Source organism: Peribacillus sp. YIM B13481, assembly GCF_042787985.1.
In the GTDB taxonomy this organism is placed as follows: domain Bacteria; phylum Bacillota; class Bacilli; order Bacillales; family DSM-1321; genus Peribacillus; species Peribacillus simplex_A.
In genome coordinates, this window is the sequence record NZ_JBHZPE010000032.1 from 14,584 (window position 1) to 38,908 (window position 24,325).

Below are 24,325 nucleotides of genomic sequence, written 5' to 3' on the forward strand. Positions count from 1 at the left end.
TTATTCACTCTCCATTTCATTCAAGGAATCTTTATTTCCTGCTAAAGCACCAATCACGGCACCGCGAAGCAGAATTCCTTTAATTCTTTTCTGTTCATCAATCACTGAGATTGGCAAGCTTGAAGTTGCCATCACATCCATGAGGTTACCAAGTAATTCATCCTCTTTTACAGTTGGGATATCGGTTGACATCACTTCAGAAATCGATTGGTTATTGCTCATTGCCTGACGAGCCTGTTCTGCAGTCACTGCCCCCAATAATTTCTGCTTTCTATCCACAACAAAAATGCTGGAATACCCTTGTTTACGCATGATTTCCAATGCAACCCTCGGACCTCTGTCAACTGCGATCTTCTCTGGGCGTATCATTACATGAGAAGCTGTCAGTACTTTTGATAGATCAACATCTTCAACAAACTTCTCGACAAATTCATTAGCTGGATTCATCATGATTTGTTCAGGAGTTCCCAATTGAATCACACTTCCATCTTTCATAAGAGCAATTCTATCCCCTATTCTTAATGCTTCATCAAGATCATGGGTAATGAAAATGATCGTTTTTTTGTACTGATCTTGAATTTCAATCAACTCATCCTGCATATCCTTACGTATTAATGGATCAAGAGCACTGAAGGCTTCATCCATCAATAATATGTCCGTATCACTAGCAAGTGCCCGAGCTAACCCAACCCTTTGCTGCATACCACCGCTAAGCTGTGACGGCAGCTGATTTTCGTAGCCTTTCAATCCAACGGCCTCAAGTGCCTTCATCGCTTTTTCATGACGTTTTGTTGGATCCACTTTTTGAATTTCGAGCCCAAATTCAGCATTTTCCAATATCGTTTTATGCGGAAATAAAGCAAAGTTCTGAAAGACCATGCTTATTTTCTTTTGCCTGACTTCCCTTAGGCGTGCCGCGTTCATCTTCACGATATCTTCTCCCCCAATTAAGATTTCTCCCAATGTAGGATCGATCAAACGATTGAACATGCGGATTAAAGTGGATTTCCCACTTCCGGATAGACCCATGATGACAAAAATTTCGCCAGGATAAATCTCGAAATTCACATTATTAACTCCGACCGTTTGTCCCGTTTCTTTCAAGATTTCTTTTTTTGTTTTGCCTTGCATCAATAAATCTGTTGCTGCTTTTGGAGATTTGCCAAAAATTTTCGAAACATTTCTGACTTCTACATACGGCTTCATCAAGTCACCTCATTCTAATAGTTGCCCATATGATTCAGTTTTGCTGAATTTCCCCGTTTTATGCGAGTGATGATTATTAATACACAAGTACCTTGAAATAATCGAAATTTAAAAAAACGATTCTACCCACACACTTTTTTCTTCTGTTCTATACCATATTGAGGTAAAAAAAGCGGAATTGACACATATGTGAGTGGCACCTTCTTGCACAGGACCTAATGAACAAAGAAATTACTATTTTTATTGTTCCCAAGAAGCCATTCTTTACTTGGATTTTATATGTGTGATTAATTGAGCATTTCAAGTAGGAAAAGGAGGTGCAATCACAATTGAGGAAACAAGCAGGCACAGCATATACCAACTTTAATATAAACGATTTCCACTTAGAGTTTTCTGTCCAGTCGTTGGACTAAAGATTACCCCTCTTAAGTACTTCATTTTCCTTAACCAGGTGGAATGATACTTGCAGTATGACACCATACGCATTGAAAATGATTATGGGATTCCCAATGTGTCTAATTTGAGCATTTCAGGTAGGGAAAAGAGGTGCAATACAACTGAGGAAACTAACAGGCACAGCATATATCAACTGAAATATATTGGTTTTTATTTTAGAGTTTTTTGGTCAGTTCCATCACACGGAATAAACCGTTCTCCCTAAAGTACTTCATTACCTTAACAAACAATGAATATAAATTCAAATGATGTGCGGCGGAATTGTTGAGTATATATGTTAAGAGCGTGCATCATATGAAAGTAGCACCATTCTTCTATAAACGTTGATTTATCAACGTTCATAGCAAAAACTCGGACGTCGAAAACAAATTTTCGGACACACGATTTATCATTTTTTTCAAATGTGAAAATATCTCACAATCGAATACTCTTCACTGACAAAACCAGTACAAAAAATATGGCTACTTTAGTTAGTGGATTGCCTTCTTTCAATTAACTCATTCATAGCTTCATCGGCTGTACAAGTTTTCCATTGCTGCAAAGGATATAAAATAATAAAAAATACAGACCGTGCATTTATAACTACACCCAGCGTGAACAATCGCTACACTTCTATTGCCTTGCTGTTCATTATCAAGATTTTATATTCAATCGTTTTTTTGTTATTTTAAAATACTTTTTATGACGTTGTCGGGCAGATAACAACCATATACCCCAAAATCAATATCCCTAACATCACTAGATTTCTTGTTAAATAAAATTCTCATCTTCACTTATCAATTCATAATTTCTATATACTGTATAGATTTCTTTCTATAATTTTTTTCCCATGCAGATATGTAAAAAAACCAATTGATTTACCAATCGGTTTTTTTGTTGAGAATTTAATAACTTATTTCAGCTACCCTCAGCGATTTGACTTTAGAAAATATAAATACTCTATTCCAGCCGCAGTTATCTTTGTGCCGGCCCGTCCTCTGCCTTTGATCACAAATCCTTCGCCCGCTAAAATATCCAAGCGGCGGCGGATCTGCTGCGTGGACAAGACAATGTCCGAATCTATGCTTTGACTTGATATAAGCTCTCTGCTCGCCGCTTTTCCTTTATCGTTACATTGCTTGATTACTTCCAAAATAAAAGTGCGCTCTTGCATTTCCAGCATACTTTCACACGCGGAGTATTTCGAAATCACACTTTCTCCCGCTTGTCCGTGCATGAACGGAAGGTCCCTTTTCATCAATACATTTCCCTCACAGACCGTCAGCATGTAATCAATAGTACTTTTCAGCTCTCTTATATTGCCGGGCCACTCATATTGCATGAAATATTCCAGTACGTCTTGCTCTACCTTTACCCACTTCCCACTCTTTGTGATGAGATGCTTAATCAAAAGTGGAATATCCGCTCTTCTCTCATTGAGTGGCGGAATGCGGAGATTAAGTACATTCAGCCGGTAAAATAAGTCTGTTCTGAACGAACCGTCCCGCATCTTTCCTTGAAGATCCTTATTCGTTGCTGTAATCAACCGAACATTAATGGGTATGATTCTTCTGCCGCCAATCCTTCGAATTTCTCCCTCCTGCAGAACTCGCAGCAGATGTGATTGAACTGTGAGACTTATGTCGCCAATTTCATCCAAGAAGATAGTCCCGTTATCCGCCAATTCAAACAAACCTTTCCTGCCTCCCCTTTGCGCTCCTGTAAATGTCCCTTCTTCATAGCCGAACAATTCACTTTCAAGCAAAGTTTCTGTTAATGCGCTGCAGTTCACAGCGAGAAACGGCCCGTTTTTTCGCATTGAATGCTCATGAATAGCATGCGCAAACAGTTCCTTTCCTGTTCCTGTATCACCCTGAATCAAAATCGGATGCCCCGACAAGGCAAGCTTCTTGGCGATCTGCTTACGTTCTTTCATTACTTCATGCTCGCCGATAATATCATGAAAGCTGTATTTCGTATAAAACCCCTTATTTCGCATTTCCCTTTGTGCCGTCTTTTCAATTTCAACGGCTTGATGTACACTCTTGAAGGTTGCGACAATTGTATTTTCTTTCTCCATTTGTAATCGAAAAATGACGACATCCATGCCATCTATATCGAAGAACTTGCTTGCATCCTTACCGTTCATGATGAAATCGGTAATATCCCGGCTATGCATTACTTCCTTCATATACTTTTTAACTACATCTTGTGGATCAACATGAAACAATGCCGCAAGCCTATTATTGAATACTGTAATCTGCCCTTCCTCGTTTACGACCAATATTCCATCATCGACAGTTCCCAGCACATTTTGGATGTGCTCGCTCATCCGCTTGGCATCCCGCTCTGCATATAACAGCCTACGTTGTAATTCAATGATATTCCTAATGTACCTTTCTGAAATCCTCGAGGATATATCCTTGTTCAAACCGCAGCGTTCTACAACTTCTAAAATTGTTGTCATGTCAAAAAGTCGCACACCTATATCGATTACTTCTTTTATGTATGAGGGACAAAGATTTGTTTCTCCTGGTGTAACTGCAATATGAACATCCTCATAAAACAAACTCCCCTTCCGAAAAGGGATGAATTGAACATGATCGACACCAAGCTGATATAAGGATTCAATAAGACTTATTGTTGCCTCATCAACATCATTCACCACCAGAACTGTTGAGCCTTCAGGTATTCTTAATAGTTTATTAATGTATTCATGATGAACCGTTCTCTTTCCCACAATTATTTTCTCGGCATTTATGCTAAAAATGTCGTTTGTTTTATCATAAGCAGCATCTGATGAATACAAGATTATTGTATCTTCCAGAGACTCCGGTAATCCCTCATCGGCAGAATGGCTTTTAATATGAACATAGTCTCCAAGCAATTGTTCCAACTGTTCCTGCAAGGCTTGCTTTGTTTTTGCACTTCCCGCTATAAGCGTAAGTGAGGATTTTGACATAAAAGCACCTACCTGTCTTTAAATTGGTTCTATTATATCACCAAAAAGAACCAATAATGACCTTAAACTCTAATCTAATTCTAAAGTTTTCATAATAATCAATCTAGAAATATTGGCACAGATTTTGCATATATAAAGCATTGATGTGCCTATGGATTTGAAAAGGAGGGAAACAGCAGAATACGAGAAAAACAGATGATAGTCTATGAGGCCGGCATAATTTTGTAAGCGGTTTAGTTCCATGCTTTTATTTTAAATACAAAGGAGAGACATTTATGAGCCAAATTGAAGAGAAGGTTGTTTCGCTTGGAACACCAGGGAAAAAAGAGAGAAAAATCAATGTTTTTGTACTGCTGCTCTGCATTCTCGCAATAGCAACGCTATTCACTTACATTTTGCCGGCCGGGGAATTTGCACGAATTGAAGCGGATGGACGGACAACTGTAGACGCCAATTCTTTTAAATGGATAGAATCTGCACCAGTCGGATTGTTCGATATGATAAAAGCTATTCACACAGGAATGGTAGAAGCCGGAAATATTATCTTTTTCTTATTGATTATCGGAGGGTTTTTCGGTGTTTTAAGAGCAACAGGTACGGTTGATGTACTTATCGGGACAATGGCTCGGAAGTTGGCGAAGCGTGAAAAGCTATTGATTCCTGTCGTGATGCTGTTTTTCGCAGTAGGCGGCTCCTTAATGGGGATGGCAGAAGAAACACTGGCATATCTTCCTCTTATCATTCCCCTGGCGTTGGCTCTGGGATTCGATACAATTACAGGAACCGCCATTGTTATAGTAGGGGTAATGTCAGGGTTTACGACAGCCGTCATGAATCCATTCACAGTAGGACTTGCCCAAGGAATCGCAGAATTGCCGATGTTCTCAGGAATGGGATTCCGCCTTATTTTATTTGTTATTGTCTATCTGGTTTCCGTTCTTTATATCTATCGTTACGCAATGAAGGTAAAGAAAAATCCTTATATAGGAATCTACGGAAAATATACAAAAGAAGAATCGGAAAACTTGCTGCAATCAGGTGCGAAATTAACAGCGAGACACAAGTTCATCTTAGTAGCTTTTTTAATTAACTATATCGTCTTGGCGTTTGGAGTCATCAAGTTCCAATGGTACATGACAGAAATTGCTGCCTTATTCATTGTATTGACAATCGTAATTGGAATCACCGGAAAACTTTCTGCAGATCACATTGTCAACTCCTTTACTAATGGATCTGCAGCCTTGCTCGGCGGCGCTTTGATAATCGGCGTATCACGCGCCATTCTTGTTGTATTGAATGAGGGCCATATCGTCGACCCTATGCTACATCAAGTAGCTGAATCTATCCAGCATATCCCTGCCTTGTTAAGCGTTGCTGGCATGTACAGCTTCCAAACTCTTATCCATTTTATTCTAGCGTCCGGCACCGGTCATGCGATGCTGACAATGCCAATTATGGTGCCGCTCGCAGACTTATTGGATATTACACGCCAAACCGCAGTGTTGTCTTTCTCTTTCGCGGACGGAATCGGGAATATGATTTTCCCGACCGCTACCACCTTAATGGCAGGCTTAGCAATCGCAGGCATTTCTTGGACAAAGTGGGCGAAGTGGATTTTGCCGCTGGTGCTCATTCAATATCTCATCGGATTAGTAGCTGTTATCATAGCCCACTTCGTCGGGTATGGTCCATTCTGATAGCAGTATTTACAGGAGGAAAAACGAATTGCTTACTTTAATTAAAAATGGCGAGATATACTCACCCAATTACTTAGGACGGAAGGACATATTGATTACAAATGATAAAATCGCATTTATAGATGACAGAATCGAGATTCCTGACAACTTTGCCCCTATTCAAATCATTGATGCGGCTAATCTTTTCGTTGTTCCGGGTTTTATAGATTCACATGTTCATATTATTGGTGGAGGCGGCGAGGGAGGATTCAAAACCCGCACCCCCGAGCTGATGCTCACTGATATTACAACTTCAGGTATTACAACGCTGGTCGGCTTACTTGGTACGGACGGAACTACACGTAGAATGGAAAGCCTTCTTGCCAAGGCGCGGGCGCTTGAAGAAGAGGGTATTTCCTGCTTCATTCATACTGGCTCCTATCAAGTGCCAGTAAAAACATTGACGGGAAAAATCGAGGACGATATTATTTTAATCGATAAAACTATCGGTGTTGGAGAGATTGCAATCTCCGACCATAGATCATCAGAACCCACATTTGAGGAATTGACTAAAGTCGCCTCAGCGGCACGCAATGGCGGTATCCTGTCAGGAAAAGCTGGGATATTAGAAGTTCATGTAGGGGACGGAGATGGAAAGCTTTCATTGCTGCATGAAATTGTAGATAAAACCAACATTCCAATTAGGCAGCTCCATCCGACACATATCAATCGAAATGGGGAATTATTCAGGGCGGGAATTGATTACGCGAAGAGAGGCGGATACGTAGACTTTACCACAAGTACCATTCCTTTGTTTTTGGAAGAAGGGGAAGTGAAGTGCAGCATAGGCTTGCGCCTGATGCTTGAAGAAGGGGTTCCAGTCGGGCACATAACCTTCTCTTCAGACGGACAAGCAAGCCTTCCCTTCTTTAACAGCCATGGGGAGTATGCAGGCCTACAAGTTGGAAAAGTATCCTCGCTATATCACGAAGTCCGTGATTCTGTTTTAAAGGAAGGCATCCCGTTGGAAACGGCACTGAAGGTCATCACCACCAATCCCGCACAAGTACTAAAGCTTTCGAGCAAGGGCAGCATCCAAACCGGGAAGGATGCTGATATTGTATTGTTGCAAAAGGATACATTGACAATTGATACTGTAATTGCAAGAGGACAATTGATGGTAGAAAGGATGGCTCCGCTTATAAAAGGAACGTTTGAATGAGGGAGTGACTTTAATGCCAGGGAAAAGTCACCACTGTCACGGCGGAAGTTATCAACAAAGTGGACTTTTTAGGTAATCGGTAATGACATACAACTTGAGTTGTATGTCATGGAGCCTGTTCTTGCCTTCATCCCGCTTCAATCTACCAGCATTATGTACAGCTCTATCTATATTGAGTAAATACTATATTGAAGCTATTGCTGCAAATGAAGAGATCCGTGGAAAACTGCGTTGGTATCATCACGGCAATCAGTCTTCATATCGGCTATGAGACAGCTTTCCGTAGTCTCGCGAAGCTACCTTCGGCAAAAGAAAAGTCCGTGAGCTGTATGAAGCTAGGGTTCTCGAAAAAGAGGAACAGGATGTCATTATGAATTCTTATGAAATGACGCATCCCGAGATTTGCAGGTGCGCATCCATTGTCCAGAACATAAGATACAGCAAGTATTTGAAAGTACTTTAGGGTTTGTTAAGAAATATAAAATAGAGATTTCCTGTTAACTTGGAGATTATGCAGCTAATCAAACAATTATGAGTACATTCTTTTTTTTGCAACTTCACCCCTGGTGAAGTTGCTGTCTTTATACCCTAGCACTTAGTTTAATGATGACTATTAATATCCTCCTTCGTAAACTTGGAAAACATGAAAATCATAATTCAAACTAAATTTATATATTATTGTCAACTTCAATTTTCTTGACTAATTTGGTCTACTATTTGAATGATGTCCTGATCCTCGCTTATTACTCCTTTATCAAAAAACAACCTCGTGTTAAATCGGTAGGATATGTGCTCTGATGACAAGGCAGCGGAAATCGGCAACTGGAATGAAAATGGAATAAGGATTTCCTGCTCCTCCTCTATAAATTTTGTTGTCAGTATGGTTGTGGTATCAAAAATCCGTTGCACATTATTCACCTTGTCTAATTGCACCAAGTCACACTCCAACCGTTTTATTTTTTGCTCACAGATTCCTCCTATTATGTAGAATTCACCTATTATCCGTTCTCCCAGCCCATACTTTACCTTAGGCAATTTAAGGTCGATTACAGCTTTTCCAATTCCTAATTGTGACAGATATCTTCTCAACAACAAGTTGTTTTCCCTCCTGGAATTTTACTACAACAATTAAAAATGATTAATGTTTGGTATCTAAGTTACTCATCCCCATCACCGAAAAAGCCACCAAAATCTTCAAACCGTTCTTCCACATCAAACACATCTTCTTCTATTCCGAGGGCATCAGTAGCCCCTTCTATCATTCCATCCATATCCAAACCATCTATCATTTCGCTAAGCAGCATGCCACCCAATACTCCTGCGGCTAATCCTCCAACCATTCCCCCAACACCACTGAATTTATTTCCTGTAGGTGAATATTGATCATGATAAGAAAATGGACGCGTGAACAATTGAGGCTGTTCCACGACCTCTGCAATTTGTTGCTGTAAAAAATGGGTAAGCTCTTGATGTTCCTCTAACAGTCTATGATCAATAACAAATTCCCGTTTGGCTTCAATTTCTCGATTCCCATTTTGACAATCGATTTCCATAAACACCTGCTCTACAGCTTCATTTGAAGAAATCCGTATCTCCAATTCATTGATCTGGCCGGCAAATTGCGCTGTTGGAAAGAATGAAAATTCCTGTCCATAGGCATCCACTTTTCCTGAAGTAGGTTGTTCTCGAAAACCGAGCTTACTTAGTGAGTTGAAAATGGCTTCTAGTTCCTTTGGAGCCTTAAGGACCAATGCATCTACATCAATGTGATCCAATCCACCTTGAATATCTAGGTGAGTATCGAAAAAGTAAGAAATCGAACCTCTTGTTAAAGGAAGATCTTGCGGGATATTGTAAGTGAAGTCAAAATGTTTCTCTTCCTTTTCCTTAATTGTAAACGGACCGCTTAAAGGTACAGATGACACTTTTTTCGTGACAGTTTCCCCACGTTTTGTCCTCACTTTAATCATGAAGCCAACTGCTAACTGGTTAATTTGTTGTTGCACTTCTCCGCCATGTAAAATTACTTCCCCTTTTAGTGTCTCACCAGCATAATAAGAACGGTTTTCGTAGCGTAAATCAACAGTTGCTGCACCTTTCCCTAACTTAGCCATAAACTTCTTAAACATTCGGTTCATTTCTCCTTTAATTTCCATTAGTCTGTTATGATCATTTCACTTTCGCTTGAAACCCTATCAATTTATACGAATATATAGCTCTTAAAGTTTCATTTACATTCTAAGATTGCCCTCTTGAATATTATGTGTGCCTAATCTGCCCCTTTAAATTAAGAAAAAAACTATTAATCTTTATCTTTTTAACAATCTGATAACCAATAAAATATTATCCATGGAAGAATGACCCATTCAATTATATTAGTAATTGCATATTATGAGCTTACACCAATTAATGGGATTAAATGACGCTTTGCTATTTGGTAAATCGTTCTTTCTAAGAACTGGATCAATATTCACTATATAGAAGATAATAAGTAGTTTTTAATGTTTGTATACTCGGTTTGTATACAAGCCTATGTATTTCCCGTCGATAAAATCGTAAGTTTTTGATTTTCCAAGTAAACATGCATTCATACAGGAATAGATAATTTTTTATAATGAAGTCCCACTCTAGGGTGATTGCTGATTGTATAAAACTTTTTAATGAAAAGCTAAAAAACACAACGGTGAGCGTAACTTGTAATAAAGCTGTCTTACCAAAGGAGGATTGATGGAGATTTACCCATTAAAGAGAGAAAAAATAGAATCAAATGAAATAGACAAAAGCCTTACTCCAATCCCTTTTACTTGTAAATCATGCGGGGAAACTTATGATGAATCTCTTATGAAGATAGAATTGAATGTGTGTCCGAAATGCCAATATCACCACCCGGTTACCGCTTATGACCGCATTTCAATGCTTACAGATAGTGGTTCTTTTTCGGAATTCAATAAATCTTTAATTTCCGTTGACCCGCTGAACTTCCCTGAATATAAAGATAAATTAATTTCTGATAAAAATAACACTGCATTAAATGATGCGGTTATTACCGGGGAAGCTTCCATAGGTGGTTATCCGGTTGTGATTGGTGTCATGGATTCTCGTTTCCGTATGGGAAGTATGGGCTCAGCAGTCGGTGAAAAAATTACAAGAGCCATTGAGGAATCATTAAAAACACGAAAACCATTTATATTGTTTTCGGCAAGCGGCGGAGCTCGAATGCAAGAAGGAATTCTTAGTCTCATGCAGATGGCAAAAACGAGTGTTGCTTTAGAACAACTAAACTACGAAAAAATCCTTTTCGTATCCGTTTTAACGAATCCTACAACGGGTGGAGTTTCTGCTAGCTTCGCTTCATTAGGTGATATCAATATTGCCGAACCACAGGCTTTAATTGGCTTTGCAGGAAGACGCATAATTGAACAGACGATAAGAGAAGAACTTCCAGAAAATTTTCAAACCTCTGAATTTTTATTAGAACATGGGCAACTGGATATGGTTGTAAATAGAAGTGAATTAAAACAATCATTAACAACCATTTTAAAAATCCATCATCTCGATTTCAGGGAGTGTTTTAAACGATGAATTTGCAAGTATTAAAACAACTGGAAAATCAAATTGCTGAATTGAAAGAGGTGTCTACAAAGCATAATCTTGACCTTAACGAAGTAATAAATAATCTTGAGCAAAGAGTCAATGAAATCAAAATCCATCTTAACGAGAATATGGAAGTTTGGGATAAAATTCAACTATCAAGAATTCAACAACGCCCTACTACTTTAGATTTTATCCACCATATTTTTGAAGACTTTATTGAACTTCATGGTGACAGACTTTATGGGGAAGATCCTGCATTGGTTTCAGGAATAGCTACCTTCGAAGGAATGCCTATAACTGTTTTAGGAAATCAAAAAGGTAAAAATACTAAAGACAATATCTATCGTCGTTTTGGCATGTCGCAACCTGAAGGCTACAGGAAAGCCCTAAGAATTATGCAACAAGCCAATAAGTTCAATCGCCCCATCGTAACATTTATCAACACGGCAGGGGCCTTCCCAGGTCGTGAAGCCGAAGAACGCGGACAATCACAAGCTATCGCCCTCAGTCTTCGTGAAATGGCAAGTTTTGGAGTGCCTATCATCTGTTTTGTAGTTGGTGAAGGCGGGAGTGGTGGTGCATTGGCTCTAGGTATAGGCAATCGAATCTACATGCTAGAAAACACATTTTATTCGGTTATTTCACCTGAAGGAGCAGCAGCATTGTTATGGAAGGATGCCTCACAAGCAAAACGAGCAGCTGAGGCATTGAAAATTACGGCTAAGGACTTGATGGAACTAGGGGTGATTGATGAGATCATCAAAGAACCTGTAGGAGGAGCACATATTGACATCCCACTTCAATCGCACTTTATCAAAGAAACCTTACGAAAAGCATTACAAGAACTTGGTCAATTAGATAAAGGCAATCTACGCCAACAACGTTTTGATAAGTTCCGAAAAATCGGTGAGTTTATGGAAGAAAGGACATTTAAATAAGAAGATGAACAATTATTTCCCAACATGTTCATAGACCATTTGATATAGATTGTTAGACTCAACATTTTGTAATGTAAATTATAGTGCCCATGTCTTTCCTCCCCAATTACACCTGAATTATTTCTTATCTTTTTGTTACATTATTCATGGCCATGCCAAATAACCCTCCAAACCCTTTTGGCAGGGCTTATCTCTGTTTTACAAAACCGTTAATTAGGCTATATGGAAATCTCTTGCCTACTTAATAAAGCCTAAACTCAATGAACCTCCCCCAAATTTAATCGAACCACTTCACGTTTAAAATGTTTGTCCCTTTCCGCCAAAAAAAAAATCCCCTACAGGTAGATTATTAAATGTCCTTAATAATCTACCTGTAGGGGGATAAAAAAGGGATATCCCTTAAATGAAATTGATATTGTCCGTATTGATTCAATCATCTCCAACAGTTACCTCGGCTCAATCAACTGGCATCATTCAAATTTTGTTTATTTGGCGGTAAGGAACCTTGTCATTTCAAGGCTGCTAAATTTCTTAACAAAGAAAGTTGAAATTATTAAAGAAGTCTTATGTTTATTTTGCATTCCTGTGTTCATCAAAATCAATCTGGCACTCTTCTAGCGGAATTACTTTTGTTTTCTTAATTAACTTATACCCAAGCCACATTACCAGAAAAAATGGGATGCCAATATAGGTAGCAACCACACTTGCCCAATTAATGGTATCTCCAAGAAAGGCTTGATAGTTTTGCGCCATTAAAACGAATAAACAAAGGGCAAAGGAAAATATCGGTCCGAAAGGAAACCATTTTGATAGATAGGGAAGATCGTCCAGTGAATACCCTTGAGCAATGTATGCTTTTCTAAACCGGTAATGGCTCGCCGCTATACCTAGCCAGAATATAAATCCAGTGACCCCAACTGCATTCATCAGCCAAATATAGATAACTCCATCACCGAAAATGGAAGCAAAAAATGCAAGCATCCCAACAAGTGAGGTCACAATCAGTCCCCAAATGGGAACGCCGCGCTTGTTGAGCTTCCCAAAAATCCGCGGTGCCAGCCCTTCATTTGCCATTGAGTACAACATTCGGCTTGTCACGTAAAGACTTGAATTACCAGCAGATAATACAGCCGTTAAGATGATGGCATTCATCACCGAAGCAGCAAATGCCAGTCCCACTTTTTCAAACACCATCGTAAACGGGCTAACCATGATCGTGTGTCCCTGCAGGCTGCCATTCGTATAAGGAACGATCAGTCCAATAACAAGTATCGCTAGGATGTAAAAAAGGAAGATCCTCCAAAAGATGCTACGAACTGCACGAGGTACATTTTTTGCCGGGTCTTCACTTTCACCGGCTGCCACACCGACTATTTCTGTCCCTTGAAAAGAGAAACCAGCAGCAATGAAAATACCCAATGTTGCCAAAAAGCCACCGGCAAACGGAGCGTCACCAACTGTGAAGTTTTTAAAACCAATCGCCTCTCCGTTCATGATCCCGAATATCATCAATATTCCGACAACTATAAAAATGATGATGGTCGCCACTTTAATGAGCGAAAACCAATATTCCCCTTCTCCATATCCTTTAACTGATACGTAATTCAATAAGAATATCAAAACTAAAAACAAAGAACTCCATAAGAATGACGGGCTGTGAGGAAACCAAAACTTCATAACCATCGTTGCGGCAGATAGTTCCGCCGCAAGCGTCATCGCCCAGGTGAACCAATAGTTCCAACCAAGTGCAAACCCTAGTGCCGGATCGATGAAACGCGTAGCATAGGTACTGAAGGCTCCGCTGATTGGCATAAATGATGCAAGTTCTCCGAGACTTGTCATAATAAAATAAACCATGATACCGATAACGGTATAAGCTACCAAAGCCCCGCCAGGTCCTGCAGAGTGAATCGCCGGCCCGCTGCCGAGAAAAAGCCCTGTTCCAATAGCACCACCCAACGAAATCATCGTAAGGTGGCGCGCTTTTAGCTTTCTTTGTAAAGTATTTGACGGCTGGTTTTGCTCATTTTTATCAAACGGCTGCAATTGCCTATTTTCCAAATNCCCCGCCAGGTCCTGCAGAGTGAATCGCCGGCCCGCTGCCGAGAAAAAGCCCTGTTCCAATAGCACCACCCAACGAAATCATCGTAAGGTGGCGCGCTTTTAGCTTTCTTTGTAAAGTATTTGACGGCTGGTTTTGCTCATTTTTATCAAACGGCTGCAATTGCCTATTTTCCAAATTGGGTTCCCCTCCAAAAATGCATATTTAATCTAGCAGTTACTTTTTGCAATTTTTACTTTTTCAAGGTCATTTTTTCTTATGCTAAGACCTTTTTTTGGAATTCAGGGATCTAAGTAGCATTTCCGCAACTATGTTAGGCTTAAAAACTCAAGTCAAAGGGCTTATATGCCTAACGTTTTTTAAAAGAATCACCGAATTTTTAAAGATTCGGTGATTTAGCATCATCATATTATGTTGTAGGTAAACTCCTATTAATAAATGAATTCCAATCGATTTGAAGTAACCAGCTTGCCGTTGCTTCAATATCTTTTGAAAAGATACGGTCTTGCGTAATGCTTGGAATGAGCTTTCTTGCTTCCGTATAAAACTCTTTTGTAAACGGAGCCATCTTTTCTATTCCACGGTATTCCACCGCTTGCAAGGCACAAATGAGCTCAATCGCCAAAACGCGGCGAACGTTTTGAATGATTTGATGTGCGTGTCGGGATCCAATCGTTCCCATGCTTACATGATCTTCCTGGTTCGCTGAAGATGGAATGGAATCCACACTTGCAGGATGTGCGAGTGTTTTATTCTCAGAGACGAGTGAAGCTGCACAATATTGCATGATCATCGCTCCAGACTGCAAGCCAGGTGACGGACTTAAGAATGGCGGTAAGTCATTCAGCTGAGGATTGACGAGTCGCTCAATGCGGCGCTCTGAAATATTCGCAAGCTCGGCAACAGCGATTTTCATGAAGTCCATCGCAAATGCTATCGGCTGGCCATGGAAGTTCCCCCCTGAAATAACCTTTTCCCCATCGTCAAAAATAAGCGGATTATCCGTCGCAGCATTCATTTCGATCTCCAATTTTTCTTTTACATAATCAAGAGTTTGCCATGAAGCACCATGCACTTGCGGAATGCAGCGAAGCGAATAAGCATCCTGTACCCGCAGTTCTCCTTGCTTGGTGATGAGCTGGCTGCCGTTGATCATGCGGCTAATCCTTTCCGCGACCTCTGTTTGCTGGCGGTAACCGCGTGCTAGATGAACATCCCGATCAAAGGCATCTTCAATACCGCGTAATCCTTCTAAAGTCAGTGAAGCAATCGCTTCAGTTTGATGGGCAAGCTGTTCGGCTTCAATGTAATTGACGAGCCCCATCCCCGTCATGGCCTGTGTTCCGTTAATTAATGCAAGACCTTCTTTTGCTTTAAGTGTCACCGGAAGAATGCCTTCTTTCGATAAAGCTACGATGGCCTCCATTCGCTCTCCTTTATAAAACACTTCCCCTTCTCCCATCAATACTAGCGCCAAATGGGAAAGGGGTGCCAAGTCCCCACTTGCCCCAAGAGAACCTTGCTGAGGGATGACCGGATGGATATGGGCATTCAAAAGATCGATCAGACGTTCAATGACAACAGGACGGACGCCTGAGAACCCTTTTAATAGTGCATTGGCACGGAGAAGGACCATAGCTCTCGAAACCACCTCAGGAAACGGTTCCCCGACTCCGCATGCATGGGAATGAATCAAATTCCACTGCAGCTGCTCTGCGTCCTCTGCATCAATCAATACATCGCTGAACTTCCCGAATCCTGTTGTAATACCGTAGACGACTTTCTTTTGTTTTACGATATTCTCAACCGCTTCCCGGCTTTTTTCCACTTTCTTAACACTCTCGGCTGAAGCAGAGACAAATGCTTCCCCATATAATACTTTTTTCGCTTCTTCAATCGTTAAAGTTTGGCCCGTTAACATAATCATTTCCTGCACCCCTATTCTTTTTTTAAACAAACAAAAGGAGGCCATATTGACAGACTTATCCAGTCTACAATACAGCCCCCTATTTCACTAAATAACTATAGGCTTTTAATTATTTAAATGTGGTTAATTCCCAAACCAACGGCTTCATGTTCAAATCCCCGAACCGGTGCTCCAATCGTTCCATACACGGCGACAGCAATCCATTCACCTTCGTCCCCGCTTTTAAACGGCCTGCCCCGAACGATTGCAAACCGAAGGCCCGCAGTCCTCAAAAGACCGCCAAGCTCGACTTGGCCCCGTGTCACGCCTTGGAGTGCTTCGATGATCGCATGATACAGCGCATGCATTTCCCGATACATATCGGGATTGACTAATCCAAGTCTTTTAGCTGATGTCTCAATGGCCGCAACTATTTTCTGCAGCTCCATTGAACCGACTTTACCTTTTCCATAAAGCCAATCCATCCGCTTTAGATCATTCGTCAATATGACTTCTTCCTCTTCGTCCGCAAACGCGTACATGATTGCATGGCGCCCGATTCTTTTGTCGAATTCCTTTGTCATGCAGGTACCTCTTTTTATAATTTTCTAAATAGACTAATAACTAAATATTATTGTAAGCGGATACAGTCTGTTCAGTCAACATATTTTTTCATTTGTTTTAACATTTCTTTTTGGGGCTAATGTTCATCATCCCTAATTACCTGCTCATCATATCGAAAATGCTAGCTTTGATAAGCGCTTCAGGCGGTGGTAGTACAGCATCAAACAGTTGGTTCCCCACTTGCCTTTAGAGGACACCAAGAGGATCTTGATGAAGTGAGTACTCCTTATCCTCCCTTCGGTCCGGTACCGTTGACAGGCGCCAATGTGTCGCACTTGGCCACATTTATAAAAACTAAAAATCACCGTTCAGAGTGAACGGTGTAAAACATAAGTCTTGTTACTAACGCACCCGTAGTTGAAGATGACACTTTATTTTTCTAAACATAGAACCATATGTTCTTCGTCATAATAGACACCATTTACTTTTAAAGCTTTTTGATTACTTGTTACTACAGTCAAATTTATTTTCTCGACATCTTCTATTTCTTTCGCTTTATTTATAGCTTCTGTTAATAAGGTTTTTCCAACACCCAATCCACTTTTCTTCGAAGTTACATACATAGCAAAAATATTTGCCCTATGTTGCAGTTTTTTGTGCTGTTCTTGAATTAAGGTAACTACCCCAATGAGTTCCTCGTATTCATCAAATGCCCCAAAGGTAAAATTCCCTTTGGTTTTTAAATTATTAGCAACCTGCTCTATTGGATTCTCCTTATTTATAGATTCCTCGTAGCTTGTTGCGAATGCTTCTGGATAGTTTTTTAATCCTTCTATTCTTAATGCCCAATAACTTTCAGCATCAGATGGAGTTAGTAGCCTGACTTTCATTATGTCCCCCCAAAATATTATTTAAGATTTAAGACTGTGTACCACATACAAAGTCAACTTGATGACCCTGATATCCCGACTGGCAAATTGACTTCCCTACGAAACATATTGCCTCTTATTCCTTCGTTTCCAATGCATCATAAATCGCAGTTACAACACTTCCATAGCTTCCTGTTTTGAAGAGGTCACCGAAAAACTGATTGGAATTGGCTACAGGGTTAACGAGCGGAGAATGCTTTTTATTTGTAAGTAGAACAATCCCTAAATCTAATTCAGGATCTATGATCGTGACCGTCCCAGTCCATCCAGTATGTCCGTAAGCACTGTCACTCGCATAAGAGCTGAACATCCACTCCATGCTAGCATCGCCATTTCGCCTCCACCCAAGTCCGTAAGTAGGATTCATTTCGGAAGGTGCGACGAATTCATCGATTGTTTCTTGATCAAACAACTTATGTTTACCGTAGCCCCCGCCATTCAGCATCACTTGCAGGAGGACAGCGAGATCGCTTGTGGTCGAGAACAGACCTGCATGACCCGAAACGCCTCCCATCGAATAAAAGGCTTTTTCATCATGAACTTCACCTTGAAGTGTGTATGTGCGAACGTTAGGAAAATCAATCACGCCATCCCGCGTGTTCCCAAGCAATTCAGTTGCAGCAACATCCTTTGGCTTAAAGCCTTTTTGAAGGGGGTTGAACTTTGTATTTTTCAAATTAAGCGGCTTGTACAATTCATTTTCAACATAGGTGTCAAGCTGCTGACCCGTGATTTTTTCAACAATGGCACCGAGCAGCATATAGTCGACATCACTGTATACTTTCTGTGTTCCAGGTACATATGTCAGCGGTGTTTTAGATATGAACTCAATGGTCTTATCCCGTTCCTGTGAAAAAAGGTCTTTCGAAACCTTTGGATTATGGTATTGCGGATCTGGTCTAAAACCCGCTGTATGATGAAGCACATCAATAATCTTCAGGGTATCCTTTCCTTTGATCACATCCGCTTCCATGTCTTTGAATTCAGGAATGTATTGCTGAACTCTTGCATGGATATTCAACTTGCCTTCACTGACTAATTTCTGAATAGCAAAATTAGTTGCATACATTTTCGTGTTTGAAGCAAGGTCAAATAAAGTGTCCTTGTCCATTTTCTGAAACTTCTTAAGTGGCGTATATCCATTAAATTTCTGTTTGTACCCATAGCTTTCATTTTTAACGATCTTACCGTCCTTTATGACAATCAGGGCAGCACCAGGGAAACCGGCAGCCACTTCCATTTCAATCAGCCGATCCACCTTTTCCAGCTTTTCAGAAGAAAAGCCCGCTTCTTCTGGTTTTTTTGCTTTCGTTAACACAGGATACTGGCTGGCAGTTTCCTTACTCACAGGAACTTCCTGATTTGCATTTTCTTTAGCAAATGACACGGAAGGTGCAAGTAATGAGAGTGCCAGAATTGAACTTAGTGTGCAGCTTGTCCATATATTCATCCTTTTCCCCCTTTGTAATCGTACTTAGAAAACAAGAAACGAACAACTTTACCCTTTGACTAATGTCGAAAGAAATAAACTGGATTTAATAAGTTTAAGGAATACTTCGATTTAATGAGGGAGAATTCTTTACTTCCGTTCTATTACCAGGATTCACATTCCCACAAAACGGTAATTACTTTTCCTTTCCGTTCCGGTACAAGGGTTGCGATTGGATTATTTTATTCTTGAACGTCTTTATTTTGCAATTTTTTTATCACGTAGTCGTTAATGGTTAAGGATACTACTTACTAACAATTCCCAATTTTCAGTATATATTATTTCAAACATCATTTCAATTTGGTATCTGAATCTTTAAAATTATATTTCAATCATGAGCATAAGCCCAATGTAGGAGGTAAAGCAATTATTGACCAAAATTATCCACGTCATTTCTACATTCGGGTCTTTCCATCGATACACGGGCAAATGTCAGAGTTAAATACCTCAAGGTAGTACCAAAAATAAAGGGGATAGAAATAGGCTTTGCTTTTAACTTTCTTGCATAAGAAACGTGTAAGAACATCATACTATTTGAGAAATAAAGGGATTTCAAAGAATTCAGCTGCTGATATGAGGCAAGTATAGGGTGATGATAATGTGGAAAACGATTGTTTCCAACCTGCCAGAGTGGCAGGTTTTTATACAAGCTTTTATAGTTTTTTTTATTCCGTATTTATTCTCCAAATTGTTTAATCGGCTTCGCAACTCAAAGGATGAGTGATGATATGAAAGAGTGGATATCAAAGATCAGTAAAAAAGGAAAAGTTACTAATAATGACAAACAAAAAGAATGTACCTCCCAAGATTCAACTGATCATTTTACAGATAATTTTGTATCAAATCTAGAATTAGTTAAGCAAGAAATTGGCCATAATTGGGATGTGCATTTTCGAGAATTTAATATAGGGCGTACCGGTATTCGGTCAATTATCATTTTTGTTGATGGACTTTCAGATAAAGAACTCATTGATAAAAATATCATGCCATCATTAATGGTTGACTTTTCAGCAGAATACAAACAGGGCCTTCCTTACATCAAAGGAAGCATTTCAAAAGAATTTATAAAAAATGAAGTGGTAACTATCAGTGAAGTAGAAGTGGTCGGTTCCATTAAAGAGTTAGCATCAAAAGTATTAACAGGTTCTACCGCTCTTTTAATTGATGGATTGCCGGAACCGCTAATCCTCGGAACAACAAAACTTAAAACAAGGGCGATTGAAGAGCCGGTATCAGAGGCATTAGTCAGGGGTCCACGGGTCGGTTTCACTGAATCTTTGAGTGATAATACATCTTTTTTAAGGGGAAGTGGTGAAAACGAAAATTTATCGTTAGTAAAATTCCAAGTAGGAAAGCGTTCAAAAAAAGACTTGGTTGTCGCTTACATAAAAGATATTGTTGATCCCGAATTAGTTCAAGAAGTAGAAAATCGAATTAAGAGAATTAATATTGACAATGTGCCAGAATCAGGTTATGTAGAGCAACTCATCGAAGATAATTACCTAAGTCCTTTTCCGCAGATACAGAATACAGAACGTCCTGATCGCGTAATCGCTGCTTTGTTGGAAGGCCGGGTGGCCATCTTATTGGATGGGACGCCATTTGCTTTGATTGCTCCGGTTACCTTAAGCATGATGTTACAATCACCGGAAGACTATTATGAAAGATGGATTCCTGGCACATTCATACGTATGCTTCGTTATCTCGCAGCCTTTCTAGCCCTGTTTACACCGTCTATGTATATAGCTTTCATCTCATTTCATTCAGGATTAATTCCGACCAAACTGGCCATATCCATTATAGGAACGAGAGCAACCGTTCCTTTTCCGGCACTTATCGAAGCATTATTTATGGAAATATCCATCGAGATTTTGAGGGAAGCAGGCCTGCGCTTACCTAAGCCAATTGGTCCTGCAATGGGGATTGTCGGCGGATTAATCATTGGGGAAGCTGCTGTGCAGGCAGGGATCGTTAGCCCTGTTTTGGTGATTGTAGTCGCGTTAACTGCCATTTCATCATTTGCTATTCCGCAATATAGTACTGGGTTTACATTTCGGGTACTTCGTTTTCCAGCTATGTTGTGTGCTGCCACATTGGGATTATACGGAGTCATTCTCTTTTTTCTTTTCATGGCCAGCCATTTAGTGAAATTAAAAAGCTTTGGCGTGCCTTATTTGAGTCCAGCCGTTCCTTATCGCTTAAGTGAGTGGAAAGACTTGATGGTTCGCATGCCAATTATGATGATGAAACGCCGGCCAAAGATGATGCATACGAAAAATCCTATACGTAAAAGATAACATACGGTGGAAGGGTGATTAAAGAATGAATCTCAGTCCGAAAGACCAAATTACAACTCCTCAAGTAGCGGTCATAGTCATCAACTTTATACTTGGTACAGGATTACTCACCCTGCCCAGAGCAGCCACGGAGAAGGTACAGACACCAGATGCATGGATAAGCGTTATTTTAGGCGGGGTTATTGCCATAATCGCGGGGGTGATCATCGTCAAATTAAGCCAACAGTTTCCCGAAAAAACCTTTTATCAATACAGCAATGAAATTGTGGGAAAATGGTTAGGCAAATTACTCAGTTTAGCTTTAATATGTTATTTCCTTATTACTTGCGGGTTTCAGCTCCGTTCTATGGCGGAAGTAATAAAGTATTTGCTTCTTGAAGGCACCCCTACATGGGCAATTTCGATGATTTTCATGTGGGTAAGTCTCTATCTGATCATCGGCGGCCTTAACCCGATTGCCCGTCTTTTTGAAATTATATTACCTTTGACGGTTATCCTTTTTTTGGTCGTTGCCTTCATGAGCATTAAAATATTTGAGATTGATAATCTGCGTCCGGTATTAGGGGAAGGAGTCATCCCTGTACTAAAAGGAGTAAAAACGACGGCACTAGCTTTTACAGGACCTGAAATCATGTTACTGCTTATTCCGTTTATGAATCAGCCCAAAAAAGCAGTAAAAGCCATTCTTGTTGGAATTTTCATTCCATTGATTTTTTACGTGTTAACGGTCGTAATGGTTATCGGAGCATTATCTATTGAAGGAGTGGTCACAAGAACATGGCCGACACTTGATCTTATACGCAGTTTTGAGGTCTCAGGTTTGATCTTTGAACGGTTTGAATCTTTATTGCTCGTGGTATGGATCATGCAAATATTTGCCACATTCACCATTACATACTATGCAGCTTCTTTAGGGCTAGCTCAACTTTCAAAAAAGAACATTCACCCTTTTATGTTTGCCTTGCTTCCGGTTTTATACATCATTTCCATGATTCCAAAAAATATGAATGACATCTTTAAACTTGGAGATTTCGTCGGCATTTACGCATTGTATTTATTTGGTTTACTCCCGCTTCTCCTGCTTATTATTCAAAAAGTAAAGGGAGGAAAATATGAAACAACCACATAGCAAAATACGGCCCCTCTTCATTTCCCTCTCCGTTCTATTGTTCGTATCCCTTACAGGATGTTGGAGCAGTCATGAAATTGAAGAGCAAAGTTTAGGCATAGGTTTGGCATTTGATAAAGGCATGAAGTCCAAAATTGAGAAAGAGTTAAGCAAAAAAGGGGAGGGTTATACAAAAAAAGACCTGATTACCTCAACCTTTCAAATCATCACTCCACAAGTAGCAAGTTCCACCACAAAACAATCAGGACCCTCACAAAAATCTTATATTAATATTTCTCAAACTGGGGATTCCGTCCTTCAAATGATTCGTGAATTTTCATTAGAAAGGGAACAGGCATTAACCAGTCACCACATGAAAGTGATTGTTATCAGTGAAAGTCTTGCAAAATCGTATGATTTGGAACAATTACTCGATGAAAATCTTCGTGATAACGATTTTAGACCAAGCTGTGTTGTGCTCATTAGTAAAGGAAGAGCAAAGAGCACACTGGAAACAAAGACAGCAGGAGAAATTCCAGCGTTTCGGCTGGTTGGCATTTTAGATAATACCTTTCGAACATCGAGGATTTTGCCTCCTATGCCGCTTTTTAAATTAGAGAGCAAGCTTCATTCAGAATCCAGTTTTTTGCTGCAAAATGTAGACTCAGTTAATGGGGAAGTCAAATTTGCGGGAGCTTCCGTGATCGATGGAAAAACACATAAAATGAAGGGCTTTTTGAATGAGGAAGAACTAGAAGGCGTAACATGGATTACAGGAAAGGGTAAAGGCGGTGTTGTAAAGAGCTTTGATAAGAAGACTGGTCAGCTGATGGTGTATGAAGTAGAGACAATGAAAAGTACTATTAAACCTCGAGTTAAAGGAAACAACATATCTTTTGATGTAAACATTGAATCAGAGGGAAGGCTAGCCGAAAATTGGGTGGTTTCGGGAGACCCCTTTAAAAATGAATTTCTAAAAAAAGCGGAAATATCAGCGGAAAAAGAAGTGAAACGCTTGGTAAGGAATTCAATAGAAAAAATGCAAAAAGAATATCGAGTGGACGTCGCTGGCTTCGGAAATCGCTTGAGAATCGAGAACCCCAAATTATGGATGAAGGTCAAAAAGGATTGGGACCAAACATTTAGTGAAATCCCGATCAACTACAATGTAAAATTAACAATTAAAGATTATGGAACATCAGGAGGAACAAAAAAGTGAGCCCTCGGATAAACACATTGAATCTTATAGCCCTCATTAAATGAGAAAAATAAACAATTTAAAAACAAGAGGACAAATGCTTGCAAATCATCAGTATTTGTCCTTTTATTTTTTCCTATTTCGGATTCCTGATATCATTAAATTTACACCGTAAATTTAGATTATGGGGATCATTCCCCCCCTTTCTCAAACAAAAAAACCAGAACTTGACCGACTTTGGTCAAATTCTGGTTTTCACTAACTTGGTGGTGTTGGAAATAGGTGTTGTGTTAACAAGTTTTGCATCCAAATGTTCATATGATGCCTAAGCATCCGACCCCCATAGCAAAATGGCACTTTGAATTTCCTTCGGCTCAACAATCCTAAACTTACTTTCAATCTATAAAAGTATAGTGAAAGTTATAATAGATATTAAAGTAACCGTTACTAATAAGAACAATAACATAAAAGACATTGACCTCTTAGGAGCATCTTTTTTAGCATACTTTAGAGAATAAAATATGCTTAGTATAATCATCATTATTAAAAAAATTTGTTGTGTATATGTCATAAATACTCCTTATCTTGATGCTACAGTAAAGACTTATACCCAAGTAACTAAAAAGTGTTCCACCTTTACCTTCATTATGTGCATCCATTCTCTAACCGAGTCCCCCCATAGGTCCACTTACAACACCTGTAAATGCACCCGGTCCAAATCCAAGCATTCCCAATGCAG

17 protein-coding genes are annotated in these 24,325 nt (G+C 39.7%); 7 read left to right on the forward strand and 10 right to left on the reverse strand.

The genetic code is table 11. The features are described from left to right. Both ACFX4X_RS17130 and ACFX4X_RS17135 read right to left on the reverse strand, forming a co-directional pair. On the reverse strand, positions 1-1,206 hold the full coding sequence (locus ACFX4X_RS17130; protein WP_061461247.1) for a quaternary amine ABC transporter ATP-binding protein: 1,206 nt from the start codon (positions 1,204-1,206) through the stop codon (positions 1-3). 1,363 nt (positions 1,207-2,569) lie between these two features. Further along, positions 2,570-4,603, reverse strand: a complete 2,034-nt coding sequence (locus tag ACFX4X_RS17135) for a sigma-54 interaction domain-containing protein (protein WP_377384949.1) — start codon at positions 4,601-4,603, stop codon at positions 2,570-2,572. 275 nt (positions 4,604-4,878) lie between these two features. On the opposite strand from ACFX4X_RS17135, the gene ACFX4X_RS17140 reads away from it, so the two are divergent. Both ACFX4X_RS17140 and iadA read left to right on the forward strand, forming a co-directional pair. Then, a complete protein-coding gene (locus tag ACFX4X_RS17140) occupies positions 4,879-6,300 on the forward strand; it encodes a YfcC family protein (protein WP_377384951.1) in 1,422 nt (473 codons plus the stop codon). A 28-nt stretch (positions 6,301-6,328) separates the two neighbouring features. Further along, entirely contained in the window at positions 6,329-7,501 is a 1,173-nt protein-coding gene (iadA, locus tag ACFX4X_RS17145; protein ID WP_377384953.1) for a beta-aspartyl-peptidase, read from the forward strand. 687 nt (positions 7,502-8,188) lie between these two features. Here the strand turns inward: iadA and ACFX4X_RS17150 are convergent. After that, complete coding sequence (locus tag ACFX4X_RS17150) at positions 8,189-8,596, reverse strand: sporulation protein (RefSeq protein WP_377384955.1); 408 nt, start codon at positions 8,594-8,596, stop codon at positions 8,189-8,191. 62 nt (positions 8,597-8,658) lie between these two features. Then, positions 8,659-9,630, reverse strand: coding sequence for a sporulation protein (locus ACFX4X_RS17155; protein WP_377384957.1), 972 nt, complete (start codon positions 9,628-9,630; stop codon positions 8,659-8,661). 598 nt (positions 9,631-10,228) lie between these two features. Here ACFX4X_RS17155 and accD point away from each other — a divergent pair. Both accD and ACFX4X_RS17165 read left to right on the forward strand, forming a co-directional pair. After that, a complete protein-coding gene (gene accD, locus ACFX4X_RS17160; RefSeq protein ID WP_377384959.1) occupies positions 10,229-11,083 on the forward strand; it encodes an acetyl-CoA carboxylase, carboxyltransferase subunit beta in 855 nt (284 codons plus the stop codon). Beyond that, positions 11,080-12,033, forward strand: coding sequence for an acetyl-CoA carboxylase carboxyltransferase subunit alpha (locus ACFX4X_RS17165; protein WP_377384961.1), 954 nt, complete (start codon positions 11,080-11,082; stop codon positions 12,031-12,033). The genes accD and ACFX4X_RS17165 overlap by 4 nt, the downstream gene beginning before the upstream one ends. Before the next feature lie 570 nt (positions 12,034-12,603). Here the strand turns inward: ACFX4X_RS17165 and ACFX4X_RS17170 are convergent. The 6 genes from ACFX4X_RS17170 to pbp4b form a co-directional block, all read right to left on the reverse strand. Then, positions 12,604-14,001: an amino acid permease gene (locus tag ACFX4X_RS17170; protein WP_377384997.1), complete on the reverse strand. Its 1,398-nt coding sequence runs from the start codon at positions 13,999-14,001 to the stop codon at positions 12,604-12,606. An 82-nt stretch (positions 14,002-14,083) separates the two neighbouring features. Further along, positions 14,084-14,179 carry a hypothetical protein gene (locus ACFX4X_RS25545; protein ID WP_483878260.1) on the reverse strand — a complete coding sequence of 32 codons (96 nt, stop codon included), beginning with the start codon at positions 14,177-14,179 and terminating at the stop codon, positions 14,084-14,086. Between the two features lie 325 nt (positions 14,180-14,504). Continuing rightward, complete coding sequence (gene hutH, locus ACFX4X_RS17180) at positions 14,505-16,022, reverse strand: histidine ammonia-lyase (RefSeq protein WP_125162862.1); 1,518 nt, start codon at positions 16,020-16,022, stop codon at positions 14,505-14,507. A 113-nt stretch (positions 16,023-16,135) separates the two neighbouring features. Further along, positions 16,136-16,585 (reverse strand): histidine utilization transcription antiterminator HutP, encoded by a 450-nt coding sequence (gene hutP / locus ACFX4X_RS17185; protein WP_061461237.1) that lies wholly within the window; start codon positions 16,583-16,585, stop codon positions 16,136-16,138. A 411-nt stretch (positions 16,586-16,996) separates the two neighbouring features. Beyond that, the gene (locus ACFX4X_RS17190; RefSeq protein ID WP_377384965.1) at positions 16,997-17,455 is read right to left on the reverse strand and encodes a GNAT family N-acetyltransferase; all 459 of its coding nucleotides are present in this window, start codon (positions 17,453-17,455) and stop codon (positions 16,997-16,999) included. A 115-nt stretch (positions 17,456-17,570) separates the two neighbouring features. Further along, a complete protein-coding gene (gene pbp4b / locus ACFX4X_RS17195) occupies positions 17,571-18,944 on the reverse strand; it encodes a penicillin binding protein PBP4B (RefSeq protein ID WP_377384967.1) in 1,374 nt (457 codons plus the stop codon). Positions 18,945-19,711: 767 nt separating this feature from the next. Between pbp4b and ACFX4X_RS17200 the strand changes: the two genes are divergently transcribed. The 3 genes from ACFX4X_RS17200 to ACFX4X_RS17210 are packed head-to-tail and all read left to right on the forward strand — an operon-like array spanning position 19,712 to position 23,607. Further along, positions 19,712-21,280 carry a spore germination protein gene (locus ACFX4X_RS17200; RefSeq protein ID WP_377384969.1) on the forward strand — a complete coding sequence of 523 codons (1,569 nt, stop codon included), beginning with the start codon at positions 19,712-19,714 and terminating at the stop codon, positions 21,278-21,280. A gap of 25 nt (positions 21,281-21,305) precedes the next feature. Continuing rightward, complete coding sequence (locus tag ACFX4X_RS17205) at positions 21,306-22,409, forward strand: spore germination protein (RefSeq protein WP_377384971.1); 1,104 nt, start codon at positions 21,306-21,308, stop codon at positions 22,407-22,409. Beyond that, complete coding sequence (locus tag ACFX4X_RS17210) at positions 22,393-23,607, forward strand: Ger(x)C family spore germination protein (protein ID WP_377384973.1); 1,215 nt, start codon at positions 22,393-22,395, stop codon at positions 23,605-23,607. Before ACFX4X_RS17205 ends, ACFX4X_RS17210 begins: the two co-directional genes overlap by 17 nt. Positions 23,608-24,325 lie beyond the last annotated feature (718 nt).